We start from the raw sequence: 13,814 nt of genomic DNA, 5'->3' as shown, positions 1-13,814 counted from the left end.
CGCAGTTGCGTTTAGCTGCGCTGACCGGAAAACCGGCTTTGCCAGTCTTCGCGCGCTTCGTCAGTGATCTTGGAAAACAGAACCTCGGGCACTGTGAAGGCATGGCCCGGCGCGAAGGTCTCAAGCGCCGCGCCGATGTCGTCGGGCCAGCTGTCATCTTCGGTGTGCATCGCAGCCAGCATGCTGGCGGCGGCATCGGGAATGAACGGCGTGCTCAGCACCGCGTAAAACCGGATCAGGTTAAGCGCGAGGCGGATTTGCATCGCCGCCTGTTCGGGGTTGTCCTTGAAGGTCGACCAGGGCGCGGCGTTTTGCAGATACTCATTGCCCTCAACCCAGATCGCACGCAGGGCGGCGGCGGATTTGCGCACCTCCATCGCGTCCATATGGCCCTCGTATTCGCGCACCCGCGTGTTCAGCCGCTCGATCAGGGCGGCCTCATCAGGGCCATAGGCGCCACCGGCGGGCACCTCTTCGCCAAACTTCGAGCGGCAGAACTTGGTGACGCGGCTGACGAAATTGCCAAGCACATCGGCCAGATCCTTGTTGACCGAGGCCTGAAAGTTTTCCCAGGTGAATTCGCTGTCCGAGCTTTCGGGCGCATGGGACAAAAGCCACCAGCGCCAGTAATCGGCAGGCAGGATTTCAAGCGCCTGATCCATGAACACGCCGCGCCCCTGGCTGGTCGAAAACTGGCCGCCGTCATAGTTGAGATAGTTGAAGCTCTTGATGTAGTCGACAAGCTTCCAATCCTCGCCCGAGCCCATGATCGTGGCCGGAAACCCAAGCGTGTGGAACGGCACGTTGTCCTTGCCCATGAACTGGGTATAGCGCACGTCATCGGCGCCGCGCTCGGTGCGCCACCAGCGTTCCCAAGCGGCATCGTCCAGCCCGTTGGCCTCGGCCCATTCGCCGGCACAGGCGATGTATTCGATCGGCGCGTCGAACCAGACGTAGAACACCTTGCCCTCCATCCCCGGCCAGTCCTCGGTGCCGCGTTTGACCGGAATGCCCCAATCGAGATCGCGGGTGATACCGCGATCCTGAAGCCCGTCGCCATCGTTGAGCCATTTGCGCGCAATCGAGGTGGTCAGGATCGGCCAGTCGGTCTTGGTGTCGATCCAGGCGCTGAGGCGCTCGCGCATCTGGCTCTGGCGCAGGAACAGGTGCTTGGTTTCGCGCACCTCAAGATCGGTCGAGCCGGAAATCGCCGAACGCGGGTCGATAAGGTCGGTCGGATCAAGCTGTTTGGTGCAATTCTCGCATTGATCGCCGCGCGCCTTGTCGTACCCGCAATTGGGGCAGGTGCCCTCGATATAGCGATCCGGCAAAAAACGTTTGTCGGCGTTGGAATAGACCTGTTTTTCGGTGACTTCCTCGATCAACCCCGCCTCGTAGAGTTTGCCGGCAAGATGCTGGGTCAGGGTGTGGTTCTGCGGGCTCGACGAGCGGCCAAAGTGATCAAAGCTCAGACCGAAGCCCTTGGCGATCTCGGCCTGAACGGCGTGCATTTCGGCGCAATACTCGGCCACCGGCTTGCCCGCCTTGGCGGCGGCCAATTCGGCCGGGGTGCCATGCTCGTCGGTGGCGCAGAGAAACAGCACCTCGTTGCCGCGGCTGCGCTGGAAACGGGCAAAAAGATCGGCCGGAAGCTGGCTTCCGACCAGATTGCCAAGGTGTTTGATCCCGTTGATATAGGGAATCGCCGATGTGATCAGATGCCGTGCCATGATACTTGCCCCTTGAAGGTTTGAGCCTCCTTTAGCGCGTCTTTGCAGGCAGTTCTAGCGCCGGTTCTCAGGTTTGTCGCGACTGCGCCCCGTCAGGCGACCAATCAGGAACGAGGTGCGCGGCGCCCAGACATAGGCGGTGCGCCGTTCGGCGCCAGGACGCATCCGCATCCGGATCAGGCCAAAGACCACCAGAACGGCATGCCCTGCGGCGATCATGACGAACATTGCGGGCGGGCCATAGTGTTCGATCAGGGTCGAGGCCATGAGCGGGGCGGCGATGGCGCCAAGGGCGAAAAAGAACATCAGTGCGGCGGAAAGCTCGACCCGCTCATGGGCTTGGGCAAAATCATGGGCATGCGCGGCGCTCACCGAATAGATCGGAAAGGTGGTCATGCCAAAGAAGAACGCGGTCAACAGGATGCCGAAGGTATCAAGGTCATGGGTGGCGGCGGTCATCACGCTGCTGAGGATGGCGGCAAGCGACAGGCCGATCAGAACCCAGCGGCGGTCATAGCGATCCGCCAGCCAGCCGACCGGGTATTGCGCCACGGCCCCGCCCAGAACGAAGACCGCCAGAAAGCCCGCGATCTGATCCACGGCAAGGCCGACCTGCTGGCCGTAAAGCGGGCCGATCATCCGGAACGACGCACTTGAGAGCGCCGCGACCAACACCCCGGCGGCGGCCAGCGGCGAACAGGCGATCAACAGCATCGGGCGCAGGCGTGGCGCATCAGGCGTTTCCGGCTCGCGCAGACGGCTCAGGGTCAGGGGCAAAAGCGCGGCGCAACACAGCATCGCCAGCAGGTTGTAGGACACGTAAGAGGCGGGCGCGAGCACGCTGATCAGCATTTGCGCCATCAGTGAGGCCCCCATATCGGCCACCCGGTAAATGCCCATGGTGCGCCCGCGCGTCTCGTTGGTGACCTTGGCCTGAAGCCAGGCCTCGATCACCGTGTAACAGCCCGCCACACATAGCCCAGAGGCAACCCGCATCACCGCCCAGGCATAGGGATCAATCACCAGCATATGCGCCAAAAGCCCGATTGCCCCGGCCGAGGTAAAGGCGGCAAAGGCGCGCGAATGGCCGATGCTTCCCATCAGGCGCGGCGCGAACCAGCAGCCGATGAAGAAGCCGACAAAATGCGCCGATCCCAGCATGCCGATCTGCGCCGTGGTGAAATCAAGCGTCAGTCCCGACAGCGCATCCAGCGGGCCAACGCCCCCGGTCGACAGCTGAAGCAGGATGACCGACAAAAAGAGGGCCGCAAAGGAGATTATGACGCGCATTACGCCTTTACCATGTCAGCCCGCTTCGCGCGGGCCTCGGTCTTTTTCGACAGTTTGGCGTCGTTTTTCGCAGGCGGGGCTACTTTTCGATCCGCGCGATGATGCGCAATCCGATCCGGTCGCCGACATAGTTTGAAAACCCGCTGGCGCCAAAGGCCGAGCGGTTGATCGCGCCGGTCAGCAAAACGGTCAGATTATCAAGGTCATCGGGGTCGGTGCCGCGTTGACGGTAAAGTGCGGCGTTAAGCGTCACGGGCCGGGTGATGCCGCGCACTGTCAGATCGCCCCTGACGGTGGCCTTTAGCAGGCTGCCGGTGATCCGGGTCGATTTGAAGCGGATGGTGGGAAAGCGGGCCGTGTCGAGAACCTCGGGGCCTTTCATCGCCTGGGTGGCAAAGAAAAACCCGGCCCTGGCGCCCCTGGCATCAAGGTCGACGTCGATATGGCTGGCCGAAACATTTTTGAGGTCAATCTGCATACTTGCGGATTTGACCGGCATCTCGCCCTTTTTGAGTGCCTCGCCAAACCCATAGGTGAAGCCCACCGTCGAGCGGGCTGTGTTCAGGCTATAGGGTCGCGGGGCGGCTGTTGCGAGGCCGGCGATCAGACACAACAAAAGGGCAATGCGATACATCATCAAGGATATAGGCCGCCGGGGGCGTAATGGATGTCACGTTTGCGTCACTTGCCATGCGCCCGGCGCCCCGGTGAGCCGCCAACAGGCGGGCGGCGCGGTGCGTGCGCGGCGCCGCTCAAGCCGCCATGCGGTGTTATTGGCGTCATGGGCGGGGGCCATGAACCAGCGGGTTTCCACCCCCGGCGCGCCGCCATCTTCAGGCGTCAGGATAAGGCCAAGCGGCCGTCCGTTGCCGCGCGCCGCGCCGGCCTCGGCGGCAAGATGCAACCGGCGCACCGCCGTCAGGCCGGGGAGCTGCGGCAGGTCGGCCACCACCAGCGGCACCGCGCCGCTGCGCAGGGCCTCTTCCATGCACCACAGCAGATCCTCGCGCCGCTGCGGGGCCGCGAACAAGAACCGCTCGGGCCCGACCAGCGGGCTCATGCCGTCGGGATTCGGCTGATCACTCTGCCATGTGGGCGCGATCCACAGGACCAACCCCTCGCTGGCCGCCGCCACCAGCATCGCAAAGGTATACCGCGCCGGGCCGCAGCCCTCATGCAGCCGCGCCAGTGTCAGGGTCAGGTCGCCCAGCACCGTCAGGGCCGGGGGTGGGCGATGGGATTGGCGGTTGAGAAGGGCGGTTGTCATGGGCTCAAGACTAGCATGTTCGTCATTTGTTCTCAATCCTTCGTGGCGCGATCCTGAGCGCGGGCAGGTGGGGGCCGCGCCATAGATATGCGCCATCCCGACCGACAGGGCGGGCGGCAGGCGACAGGTGTCATGGAACAGGCCCATCGTCACCACAAGGATCAGCGTAATCGTGGCACAGGTGCAGGCGCTGCGCAGCTTGCCCAAACCGTAAAGCAACTTGAGCCGCGCATGCCCGGGGTGCTCCACCCCGCGCACATCGACCCGCCAATGCAGGGTACGGGCATGCCAGAACGAGCCCGCAGCAAGCAGGGCTGAGGCCAGCGGAAGCGCATCCCGGATATAGAGCCGCGACAGATCAAGGCTGGCCAGAAGCCGCGGCAGGTCATTGGGCAGACCTTCACCGCCGGTGGCCTGCGTGGTCAGGATGAAAAGCTCGGGCGAGAACAGGCGCAGGGCGTAAAAGCCAAGGGTGGCAAAGGCGAGGATCAGGCTAAAGTAGCTTGCCGGTGATTTGCCCTGCCAGTGATCCCAGATCAGCGTGCCGTCGGGGTTTTTCACCGCGCGCGGGGCAGAGGCCAGCGAGATCAGCCAGAAATAGGCCCAGGCCGAGGTTTTGAGCGTGAGGCGAAAGAGATAGGTGGGGGCGTAGAGGATAAAGAGGAGGATTGCGAAAGAGACTCGTTCAAGCATACTTCCTGTTCTGAGGCGCTCAACCAGATTTGCGGTGTGAAAAAGACTATTCGCAGACATGGCCGGGATAAGCTCTGGCGGGCTGCGGAGATCGGTCCGCAGCGCGAGATCCGACCAGTTTCGAGGAAAGCGGGCCATCCCTGCGGGTAAAAACCGCAAGGTGGCGGAGAGCCGTGTGAACAGGGCGCGCAGATAGGTTCCGATTGCGAAACCGGGGCCGAGCACTCCCGCTCCCGCTATCGCTCCCGCTCCCGCTCCCGCTCCCGCGAGTGATAAATTCATAGCCAGCAGGCCGAGCAGGGCGCTGCGCCAGAACAGCGGCCAGCCCGTTAACCCGACAAGCCAATGGCTGGCCAAGACGTAGGTGAGGCCACCGCTGAGGGCCGCCGCCACTAACATTATCAGGGCCACGCGCCAGCCGGTCGGTGAATGATCGGACATCCGGTTCTTCTCATAGGTCCACCACATCACATAGCGAGGGTCTCGGTCACGACCAAGACAGAGCCCTGACCTTTTTCAAGGCTCAGCGGGTTTTAGACCCAGACCCAGGAGCGTTCAGATTTGTCATGGCGCACGCGATACCTCACCCTGATGGGGTGAACCTGCCCGGTGTGATCGCGCGGCGCAAGGGAAAGCATTGCGCTTGGGGCCGGGGTGGCTAGGGTGGCGCGGCAAAAGACAGGGGATTTGTGATGAAGATGAAACCGCTTGGCCGTACCGGCCTTAACGTCAGTGCGCTGTGCCTTGGCTCGATGACCTGGGGGACGCAAAACACCCTGCAAGAGGGCCATGCCCAGATTGATCGCGCGCTTGAGCGCGGGGTGAATTTCATCGACACCGCTGAGATGTATCCGACCACGCCGATTTCGGGGGAGACCACCGGGCGCACCGAAGAGATCATCGGCGAGTGGTTTGCCCGCAGCGGGCGGCGCGGTGACGTGATCCTTGCCACCAAGCATTCCGGCGAAGGCTTCAAGCACGCTCGCGACGGCGCGCCGATTTCGGCCAAAACGATTCCGCAGGCGATCGAGGGCTCGTTGCGGCGGCTCAAGACCGATTGCATTGATCTTTACCAGTTCCACTGGCCCAACCGGGGCAGCTATATGTTTCGCAAGAACTGGCGGTTCGATCCCTCGGGGCAGAACCGCGAAGAGACCCTTACGCATATGCAAGAGGCGCTTGAGGCGTTACAGCGCGAGGTCGAGCGCGGCACGATCCGGCATTTCGGCCTCTCCAATGAAAGTGCCTGGGGCACGGCGCAATGGCTTCGTCTGGCCGGGGCCGGGCATGGGCCAAGGGCGGCCACGATCCAGAACGAATATTCGCTGATGTGTCGGCTCTATGATACCGATCTGGCCGAGCTGAGCGTGAACGAGGATGTCGGCCTTTTGGCGTTCTCGCCGCTGGCGGCGGGGTTTCTCACGGGCAAATATCAGGGCGGCGTGGTGCCCGGTGGGTCGCGGATGGCGATCAACGGGGATTTGGGCGGGCGCAAGACCGAGCGCGCCTTTGCCGCTGTCGACGCCTATCTCGGGATTGCGCAAAAGCACGGGCTTGATCCCTCGCAGATGGCGCTTGCCTGGTGTCTGACGCGGCCGTTCATGTGTTCCGCGATATTTGGGGCGACCACGCCAGACCAGCTTGAGATCGCGCTTGGGGCGGGGGATATTACGCTCAGCGACGAGGTGCTTGAAGAGATCGAGGTGGCGCATAAAGAGCACCCGATGCCCTATTAGGCACGGTGGCGGGGGGCTTTGGCCGGTTTGGGTCGCCGCCCCCTTGTGTGGCGCGCTCTTGCGGCGTATACGCGCGGCCTGACCCAAAAGGAGCCGTCGCAATGGTAGGTAGTGCCAATCTCAACGTCATGCTGAAAGCCGCGCGCAAAGCGGGGCGGGCATTGGCCAAGGATTTCCGCGAGGTCGAGAACCTTCAGGTGTCGATGAAAGGTGCCGGCGACTTCGTCAGCCGCGCCGATATCGCCGCCGAAAAGATCATCAAGACCGAGCTGATGGGCGCGCGCCCGACTTATGGCTGGCTGGCCGAAGAGGGCGGCGGCGAAGAGGGCACCGATCCGACCCGGCGCTGGATCGTCGACCCGCTCGACGGGACCACGAACTTCCTGCATGGCCTGCCGCATTGGGCGGTCTCGATCGCGCTTGAGCACAAGGGCGAGATTGTTGCCGGCGTGATCTATGATGCGGCCAAGGACGAGGCATTCTTTGCCGAAAAGGGCGCCGGCGCCTGGCTGAATGAAAGCCGCCTGCGGGTGTCGGGGCGCGGCAAGATGATCGAGTCGATCTTTGCCACGGGCCTGCCGTTTGGCGGGCGTGCCGATCTGCCGGAAACGCTTCAGGATCTGGCGCGGATAATGCCGACCTGCGCCGGTGTGCGGCGGTGGGGTTCGGCGGCGCTTGACATGGCCTATGTGGCGGCCGGGCGGTATGATGGCTTCTGGGAGCGGCGCTTGAATGCTTGGGATATGGCGGCAGGTATCGTGATCGTGCGCGAAGCCGGCGGGTTCATCGAGCCGCTGTGCAAGGGTGGCGACATTCTTGCCGATGGCGAGGTGATCTGTGGCAACGAGGCGATCTTCGACAAGTTCGCCGGTGTGATCCGCGGCTGAGGCGGGTCAAGAAAATTCGTCGAATTTTCTTGGATGAGTATTTATGCCAAGAAGAAGTCAGGTGTCTGAGGGGTGATTGATCCCGTCGACCCAGCCGATGTTGCCGAGGTCGCGCGGGTTGACCCCCTCCAATGCGCCAAGGTTGACGCCATATTCGTTCGGATTCGAGCGGCGCTGATGGTGGGTGTAAATCCCGCAGGTTTTGCAGAAATAGTGTTTCGCGGTGCCTGTCCCCCATTGATAAAGTGTCAGGTTTTCGGCGCCTTTGGTCACCTTGAGCCCGGAAAGCGGGGCCGTGACCGCAGCGGCGCCACGTCTGCGGCAAAAGCTGAAATCGCAGCGGCGCGCGCTTGCCAGTCCTTCAGAGAGCGTCACGCGCAGTTCGACTGCGCCGCAGTGGCAGCTGGCTTTGTGGGGGGGTCATTTTCGGGGCCTCACGCGGGGAATGGATGTGCGCCGATAGGCATAGCGTGCTTCGGGATTGGGCGGCTGGCCGTGCGTCACATTCCAGAAGCGCCGTCCGCCAAGGCGAAGGAACACAGGCACGGTCAGGGCACCACCGATCGCGAAGCCGCCCGCATGTGCCCAATAGGCGACGCCGCCGTTGCTCAGGTCTGCGCCGATGCCGCTAAAGAGCTGGATCGCGAACCACAGCACCAGAAGGATCGCGGCGGGAATGGTGATGATGCGGAAGAACACGATGAAGATGATCAGGATATCCACCCGAGCGCGCGGAAACAGCAAAAGATACCCCCCCATCACCCCCGCAATCGCCCCCGAGGCCCCGACGGTGGGAACCATTGAGGCGGGCTCTGCGGCCACCTGCGCAAGGCTCGCGCCCACACCGCAAGCGAGGTAGAATGCGAGATAGGGCAGGTGGCCCATCCGATCCTCCATGTTGTCACCAAAGATCCACAAGAACAGCATGTTGCCGACGAGGTGCATGATCCCACCGTGCAGGAATATCGAGGTCAGAAGGCCCGAATATTCGCGGGCCTGTGTGACGCGCGCCGGGATCATGGCCCAATCGTAAAAGAACAGATTGAGCGCGCGCGCATCGCTGAACAGCGGCCAATAGCCCAGATAGATCACCACGTTGAGGGCAATCAGCGCATAGGTCACATAGGGCGTGCGCCCCGAGGGGTTGTGGTCGCGGATCGGGAACATGGGGCCACGTTGGCCCCATGCCGTGGTAAGGTCAAGCCATGCCGCCCAGGAGTTCGGCGTTGCCGCCCGCCGCCGTTGTATCGACACAGACGTGGCGCTCGTGCAGGGCGTGGCCGGTGTCGGGCATGCCAGTGATCAGCGGCATGATCGGCCCCTCGCGTTTGCTGAGTGCGAGGGCATAGGCGCGGGCGGTATCGGCATCGCCCCACCAGATCGCGCCCGAAAGCCCAGCAAGAGACACGAGTGCTTCGGGGTCAATCGCGCCTGTGGCCTGAACCGCGACGCCGCCGAGATCGGTGACCGCCTTGGCCTGTTCTGCGGTGGCCTTGGCCCCCGGCCCCATACACAACAGCGCAGGGCGCACGCGGGTGGTCAGGCGGTTGGACTCGCCGGTCGGTCCGGGCAAAATGATGTCCTGGCGCGGTGTGCCGGGCACGGCGTTGGTGCGCTCAAGGGCGGTCTGTGCGTCCTTGGTTGCCATTGCGCCGGACCATTCGGCATCGACCGCGGTTGCCGGGCGCGCGGTATATCGGGTCAGGTAATGCGGCCCGCCGGCCTTGGGGCCAGTCCCAGAAAGCCCTTCACCGCCAAAGGGTTGGCTGCCGACGATGGCGCCGATCTGGTTGCGGTTGACATAGATGTTGCCGACATGCATCCGCTCGGTCACGTGTTGCACGCGGTCATCGATCCGCGTCATCAGGCCAAAGGTCAGCCCATAACCGGTGGCGTTGATCGCATCAATCACCCGGTCAAGATGCTTGGCCTTGAAGGTTGCCAGATGCAGAACCGGGCCAAAGATTTCGCGCTCAAGGTCTTCGATGCCGCCAACGCTGATCAGGCTGGGGGCGATGAAGGTGCCGACATTCGGCGTCATCAGCTCGTGCATCAGACGGCCTTCGGCGCGCGCTTTCTGGATGTGGTCGGCAATCCCCGAACGCGCGGTTTCGTCAATCACCGGGCCGCAATCGGTCGAGATATGCCAGGGAGAGCCGACGCAAAGCACATCCATCGCGCCCTTGAGCATCTTGATGAAATCCTCGGCGATGTCTTCCTGCACATAAAGACAGCGCAGCGCGGAACAGCGTTGACCAGCCGATTGAAAGGCGGATTCAACAATCGCCTGCACCGCCTGTTCGGGCAGGGCGGTGGAATCGACGATCATCGCATTGAGACCGCCGGTTTCGGCAATCAGCGGCGCGCCGGGGGCGAGGTTTTCGGCCATGGCAGCGCGGATTTTCATCGCCGTGCTGGTCGAGCCGGTAAAGGCCACCCCGCCGACGCGTGCGTCAGAGGTGAGCGCGGCGCCAACATCGCCCGCACCGGGCAAAAGCTGAAGCGCGGTTTCGGGCACGCCGGCCTTGTGCATCAGCGAGATCGCCAGATGGGCGATGATCGGGGTCTGCTCGGCGGGTTTCGATAGAACCGCGTTACCCGTGGCAAGGGCCGCCGCGATCTGGCCGCTGAAGATCGCCAGCGGGAAGTTCCACGGCGAGATACAGGTGAAGGTGCCAACCGCCGGGGCCTCCGGAGCGTTGGCGGCGTAATAGCGCAGGAAATCCACCGCTTCGCGCAGTTCGGCGACGGCATCGGGGATGGATTTGCCGGCTTCGCGCGACAGGATGGCGAAAATCTCGCCAAAGTTTTCCTCGTAGAGGTCGGCGACCTTGTTCAGAACCTTGGCGCGCTCGGCCGGGGCGGCATCCCATGGGCGGGCCGACGACAGGGCGGTTTCGATCTCGGCGGCGCTTGCGGGGGTGACGGTGCCGGGGCTGTCGGCGGGGTCGGCGGGGTTGTCGACGCGCACTGGCGCGTTGCCCTTTGCCTTGTCCGCGACAAGTGCGGTCGCACTCCAGTTATGGGTGGCAAAGGCGTCGCGCGCTTTGAGCACCGCGTCAAGCGTGGGGCGGTGGTGGAGATCAAAGCCGCGCGAATTGGGGCGCTCTGGCTGAAACAGGTCAGGGCCGGTCGCCAGATCGGCGGGCGGATCGTTGATCGCGTCAAACGGATCGCGCGCGACCACCTCGGGGGCGACCTCTTCGTCGACGATCTGGTTCACAAAGCTTGAGTTGGCGCCGTTTTCCAAAAGGCGACGCACCAGATAGGCCAGCAGATCGCGATGCGCGCCAACCGGCGCATAGATGCGACAGCGGGTCTTCTCGGCCTTGAGGATGATGTCGTGCAGGGCCTCGCCCATGCCGTGCAGACGCTGGAATTCGAAGGTCGATTTGTCGGTGGCCATTTCCAGAATGGCAGCGGCGGTATGGGCGTTATGGGTGGCGAATTGCGGATAGATCCGGTCGGTCATCGACAGGAGCTTGCGGGCATTGGCGATATAGCTGACATCGGTGGCGGCCTTCGAGGTGAAGACCGGAAAGCCCTCGATGCCCTCGACCTGGGCGCGCTTGATCTCGGTGTCCCAATAGGCGCCCTTTACGAGGCGGACCATGATCTTGCGATCAAGCCGTGTGGCCAGACCATAAAGGTGGTCAAGAACGTGGCTGGCGCGGTGGCCATAGGCCTGAACCACGACGCCAAACCCGTCCCAGCCCGCAAGGGCGGGTTCGGCAAGCACAGCTTCGATCACATCGAGCGAAAGCGACAGGCGGTCGGCCTCTTCGGCGTCGATGTTAAGGCCCATCTTGGCGGATTTCGCCAGCAGGGCGAGGCTGCGCAGACGCGGTACGAGGATTTCCATCACCTGGTCGTGCTGGGCCTCTTCATAGCGGGCATGCAGCGCCGAAAGCTTGACCGAGATGCCCGGATTGTCGCGGATATCGGCATTGGTGCAGGCATCGGCAATCGCGGTGATCGCGCGGCTATAGCTGAGGTGATAGCGGGTGGCGTCGCCATCGGTGCGCGCGGCCTCGCCAAGCATGTCATAGGAATAGGAATAGCCCTTTTTCTCCATGTTGGCGGCGCGGTCCATGGCCGAGCGGATGTTCTCGCCCAGAACGAACTGGCGGCCCATTTCCTTCATGGCGCGGGCAACGGCGGTGCGGATCACCGGCTCGCCCAGGCGTTTGATCGCGCTGCGCAGATGGCCGACGGGGCCGGGAGCGTCTTCCTTGAGAACCTTGCCGGTCAGCATCAGGGCCCAAGTCGAGGCATTGACCAAGGATGAGGTTGAATGGCCCATGTGCTTGCCCCAGTTCGACGGCGCGATCTTATCCTCAATGAGGGCGTCGATGGTTTCGGCGTCGGGCACCCGCAAGAGCGCCTCGGCCAGACACATCAGGGCGATGCCTTCGTCGGTTGACAGACCGTATTCGGCCAGAAACACTTCCATCAGGCCGGGGTTCGACTGGCCGCGGATATCGCGGACCAGTTGCGCGCCACGCGCACAGATGGCCTTGCGGTCCGCTTCGGACAGCGCGGCGATTTCGGCCAGACGGGCAAGGGTTTCGCCTTCGTCAGCATAGGTTGCCAGATCAATGGCGCGGCGCATGTCGGTGTCATATGGCATGAAGGATCCCCTTGGCTAAGATGGCCTAAGATAGCATGATTGATTAAGTTACTTTTCCCGATTACAAATGAATATCAGGTCAAACGCATCATATTGGAGCGAAAGATGGACCAAAACGAACAGAGTGATCTGGATAGGTTCGACCGGGCGATTCTAAGGGTTCTGGCGGGCGACGGGCGGATAAGCGTGACCGAGCTTGCGCGCGAAATCGGCTTGTCGAAATCGCCCACGCAGGCGCGCCTGCGCCGACTTGAACGCGACGGGGTGATCACCGGATATCGGGCGCTGTTCGATCCGATTCGCCTTGGGCTTGATCACGTCAGCTTTGTCGAGGTCCGCCTGCATGACACCCGCGAGGCGGCGCTCGCGGAATTCAACGCGGCGGTGGCGAAGATTCCCGAGATCGAACAGGTGCATTTGATCGCCGGGAATTTCGACTACCTGATGAAGATCCGCACCCAGAGCATGAGCGATTATCGCCGGGTTCTGGCGGATCATATTTCGACCCTGCCGCATCTGTCCAATACCTCGACCTATGTGGCGATGCAGGCGGTCAAGGAAAACGCTCTTTCCGATGTGATTTGACCAATCCGCGCCGTGCCCCATAATAATGGTTCATGAAGCATTTGGTTCTGGCACTTGGCATGATCGGGCTTGCGGCAACACCGCTTGCGGCCGAGACATGCCCCGAGGCCCCCGATCATCGCCAAGAAATTAACGCTCTCATCACGGCGGCGCAATCCGCCCCGGATGAGACCGCAGGCCGGATTATTTCAAATGAGATGTGGCAATATTGGGCCGATGCGCCCGATGAGTATGGACAAGACCTTCTGGATGAGGGCATGACCCGCCGCGCCGCTTATGATTTCGAGGGGGCGGTCACCGCCTTTGATGCGCTTGTGGCCTATTGTCCCGCCTATGCCGAAGGCTATAATCAGCGCGCCTTTGTCAATTTCATAAGGCAGGATTACAGCGCGGCGCTGCCCAATCTTGAACGCGCCGTGGCGCTGTCTCCGCGCCATATCGCGGCGATGACCGGGCAGGCGATGACCCTCATGGCGCTTGAGCGCCCCGGCGAGGCCGCCTTGATCCTGCGTGCGGCGCTTGAGCTCAATCCATGGCTGTCCGAGCGCCACCTTCTGGGCGCGTTAGAGGCGGCCGAGAAAGAATTATAGGCGGCGCGGCGGGGGCTTGTCGTGCGCTTGCGTGCGCGCCGCGCCAGACGACCCGCATTCGCTTTACACCCGCGCGAAAGCGGCTATGTTTCGGCCGCGTCCTGATGCGGGCGTGATGGAATGGTAGACATACCAGACTTAAAATCTGTTGGGCCTTGTGCCCGTGTGGGTTCGAGTCCCACCGCCCGCACCATTTGAAAATGAATTATCCTTATAATTCAGATTGATACGCAGTAACCTTGCATATTAATCCCCCTTTGCGCCCCCCCTGTTGATTGTCACTGAGAACTGACCCGGCAACTGCAGAAATTGTCATTGAGAATTGACCCATGTGCAACCTTACCCCTGCTTGATTCAGCTGGGGGCTATTGGAGTGGTAGACATGGGATTTTTGAGGGTTATTCGG

General features: G+C 62.5%; 10 protein-coding genes, 1 tRNA gene and 1 pseudogene. 5 read left to right on the top strand and 7 right to left on the bottom strand.

Going from position 1 to position 13,814, the window contains the following annotated elements; genetic code table 11:
* Window positions 1–11: 11 nt before the first annotated feature.
* The 4 genes from metG to ROG8370_RS21040 all read right to left on the bottom strand — a co-directional run bounded on the left by metG (window position 12) and on the right by ROG8370_RS21040 (window position 5,421).
* The gene (gene metG / locus ROG8370_RS15715; RefSeq protein WP_085828127.1) at window positions 12–1,730 is read right to left on the bottom strand and encodes a methionine--tRNA ligase; all 1,719 of its coding nucleotides are present in this window, start codon (window positions 1,728–1,730) and stop codon (window positions 12–14) included.
* A gap of 54 nt (window positions 1,731–1,784) precedes the next feature.
* Window positions 1,785–3,020, bottom strand: coding sequence for an MFS transporter (locus ROG8370_RS15710; protein ID WP_085828126.1), 1,236 nt, complete (start codon window positions 3,018–3,020; stop codon window positions 1,785–1,787).
* A gap of 79 nt (window positions 3,021–3,099) precedes the next feature.
* On the bottom strand, window positions 3,100–3,657 hold the full coding sequence (locus ROG8370_RS15705) for a YceI family protein (protein ID WP_085828125.1): 558 nt from the start codon (window positions 3,655–3,657) through the stop codon (window positions 3,100–3,102).
* A 33-nt stretch (window positions 3,658–3,690) separates the two neighbouring features.
* Window positions 3,691–5,421 (bottom strand): ImuA family protein, encoded by a 1,731-nt coding sequence (locus ROG8370_RS21040; RefSeq protein ID WP_245827439.1) that lies wholly within the window; start codon window positions 5,419–5,421, stop codon window positions 3,691–3,693.
* Between the two features lie 251 nt (window positions 5,422–5,672).
* Between ROG8370_RS21040 and ROG8370_RS15695 the strand changes: the two genes are divergently transcribed.
* Window positions 5,673–6,716 (top strand): aldo/keto reductase, encoded by a 1,044-nt coding sequence (locus ROG8370_RS15695; RefSeq protein WP_085828124.1) that lies wholly within the window; start codon window positions 5,673–5,675, stop codon window positions 6,714–6,716.
* Window positions 6,717–6,817: 101 nt separating this feature from the next.
* Window positions 6,818–7,603, top strand: coding sequence for an inositol monophosphatase family protein (locus ROG8370_RS15690; RefSeq protein ID WP_085828123.1), 786 nt, complete (start codon window positions 6,818–6,820; stop codon window positions 7,601–7,603).
* A gap of 57 nt (window positions 7,604–7,660) precedes the next feature.
* On the opposite strand, the pseudogene ROG8370_RS15685 reads toward ROG8370_RS15690, so the two are convergent.
* The 3 genes and pseudogenes from ROG8370_RS15685 to putA form a co-directional block, all read right to left on the bottom strand.
* A pseudogene (locus ROG8370_RS15685) lies at window positions 7,661–8,014 on the bottom strand (GFA family protein); the annotation flags it as partial.
* 9 nt (window positions 8,015–8,023) lie between these two features.
* Window positions 8,024–8,770, bottom strand: coding sequence for a rhomboid family intramembrane serine protease (locus ROG8370_RS15680; protein WP_085828121.1), 747 nt, complete (start codon window positions 8,768–8,770; stop codon window positions 8,024–8,026).
* Window positions 8,771–8,801: 31 nt separating this feature from the next.
* Window positions 8,802–12,233 carry a bifunctional proline dehydrogenase/L-glutamate gamma-semialdehyde dehydrogenase PutA gene (putA, locus tag ROG8370_RS15675; RefSeq protein WP_085828120.1) on the bottom strand — a complete coding sequence of 1,144 codons (3,432 nt, stop codon included), beginning with the start codon at window positions 12,231–12,233 and terminating at the stop codon, window positions 8,802–8,804.
* 105 nt (window positions 12,234–12,338) lie between these two features.
* On the opposite strand from putA, the gene ROG8370_RS15670 reads away from it, so the two are divergent.
* From ROG8370_RS15670 to ROG8370_RS15660, 3 genes are all read left to right on the top strand, one after another.
* Complete coding sequence (locus tag ROG8370_RS15670; protein WP_085828119.1) at window positions 12,339–12,818, top strand: Lrp/AsnC family transcriptional regulator; 480 nt, start codon at window positions 12,339–12,341, stop codon at window positions 12,816–12,818.
* Window positions 12,819–12,850: 32 nt separating this feature from the next.
* The gene (locus ROG8370_RS15665; protein ID WP_085828118.1) at window positions 12,851–13,408 is read left to right on the top strand and encodes a tetratricopeptide repeat protein; all 558 of its coding nucleotides are present in this window, start codon (window positions 12,851–12,853) and stop codon (window positions 13,406–13,408) included.
* Between the two features lie 106 nt (window positions 13,409–13,514).
* Window positions 13,515–13,601 (top strand) — tRNA-Leu (locus ROG8370_RS15660).
* Window positions 13,602–13,814 lie beyond the last annotated feature (213 nt).

The organism is Roseovarius gaetbuli (assembly GCF_900172365.1).
GTDB lineage: Bacteria > Pseudomonadota > Alphaproteobacteria > Rhodobacterales > Rhodobacteraceae > Roseovarius > Roseovarius gaetbuli.
This window is presented reverse-complemented; position numbering and strand designations above follow the sequence as displayed.

Coding starts and splice junctions, on each gene's coding strand:
- ROG8370_RS15670 (WP_085828119.1), top strand. CDS start 12,339: ATGGACCAAAACGAACAGAGTGATCTGGATAGGTTCGACCGGGCGATT.
- ROG8370_RS15705 (WP_085828125.1), bottom strand. CDS start 3,657: ATGATGTATCGCATTGCCCTTTTGTTGTGTCTGATCGCCGGCCTCGCA.
- metG (WP_085828127.1), bottom strand. CDS start 1,730: ATGGCACGGCATCTGATCACATCGGCGATTCCCTATATCAACGGGATC.
- ROG8370_RS15690 (WP_085828123.1), top strand. CDS start 6,818: ATGGTAGGTAGTGCCAATCTCAACGTCATGCTGAAAGCCGCGCGCAAA.
- ROG8370_RS15695 (WP_085828124.1), top strand. CDS start 5,673: ATGAAGATGAAACCGCTTGGCCGTACCGGCCTTAACGTCAGTGCGCTG.
- ROG8370_RS15665 (WP_085828118.1), top strand. CDS start 12,851: ATGAAGCATTTGGTTCTGGCACTTGGCATGATCGGGCTTGCGGCAACA.
- ROG8370_RS15710 (WP_085828126.1), bottom strand. CDS start 3,020: ATGCGCGTCATAATCTCCTTTGCGGCCCTCTTTTTGTCGGTCATCCTG.
- ROG8370_RS15680 (WP_085828121.1), bottom strand. CDS start 8,770: ATGTTCCCGATCCGCGACCACAACCCCTCGGGGCGCACGCCCTATGTG.
- ROG8370_RS21040 (WP_245827439.1), bottom strand. CDS start 5,421: ATGTCCGATCATTCACCGACCGGCTGGCGCGTGGCCCTGATAATGTTA.
- putA (WP_085828120.1), bottom strand. CDS start 12,233: ATGCCATATGACACCGACATGCGCCGCGCCATTGATCTGGCAACCTAT.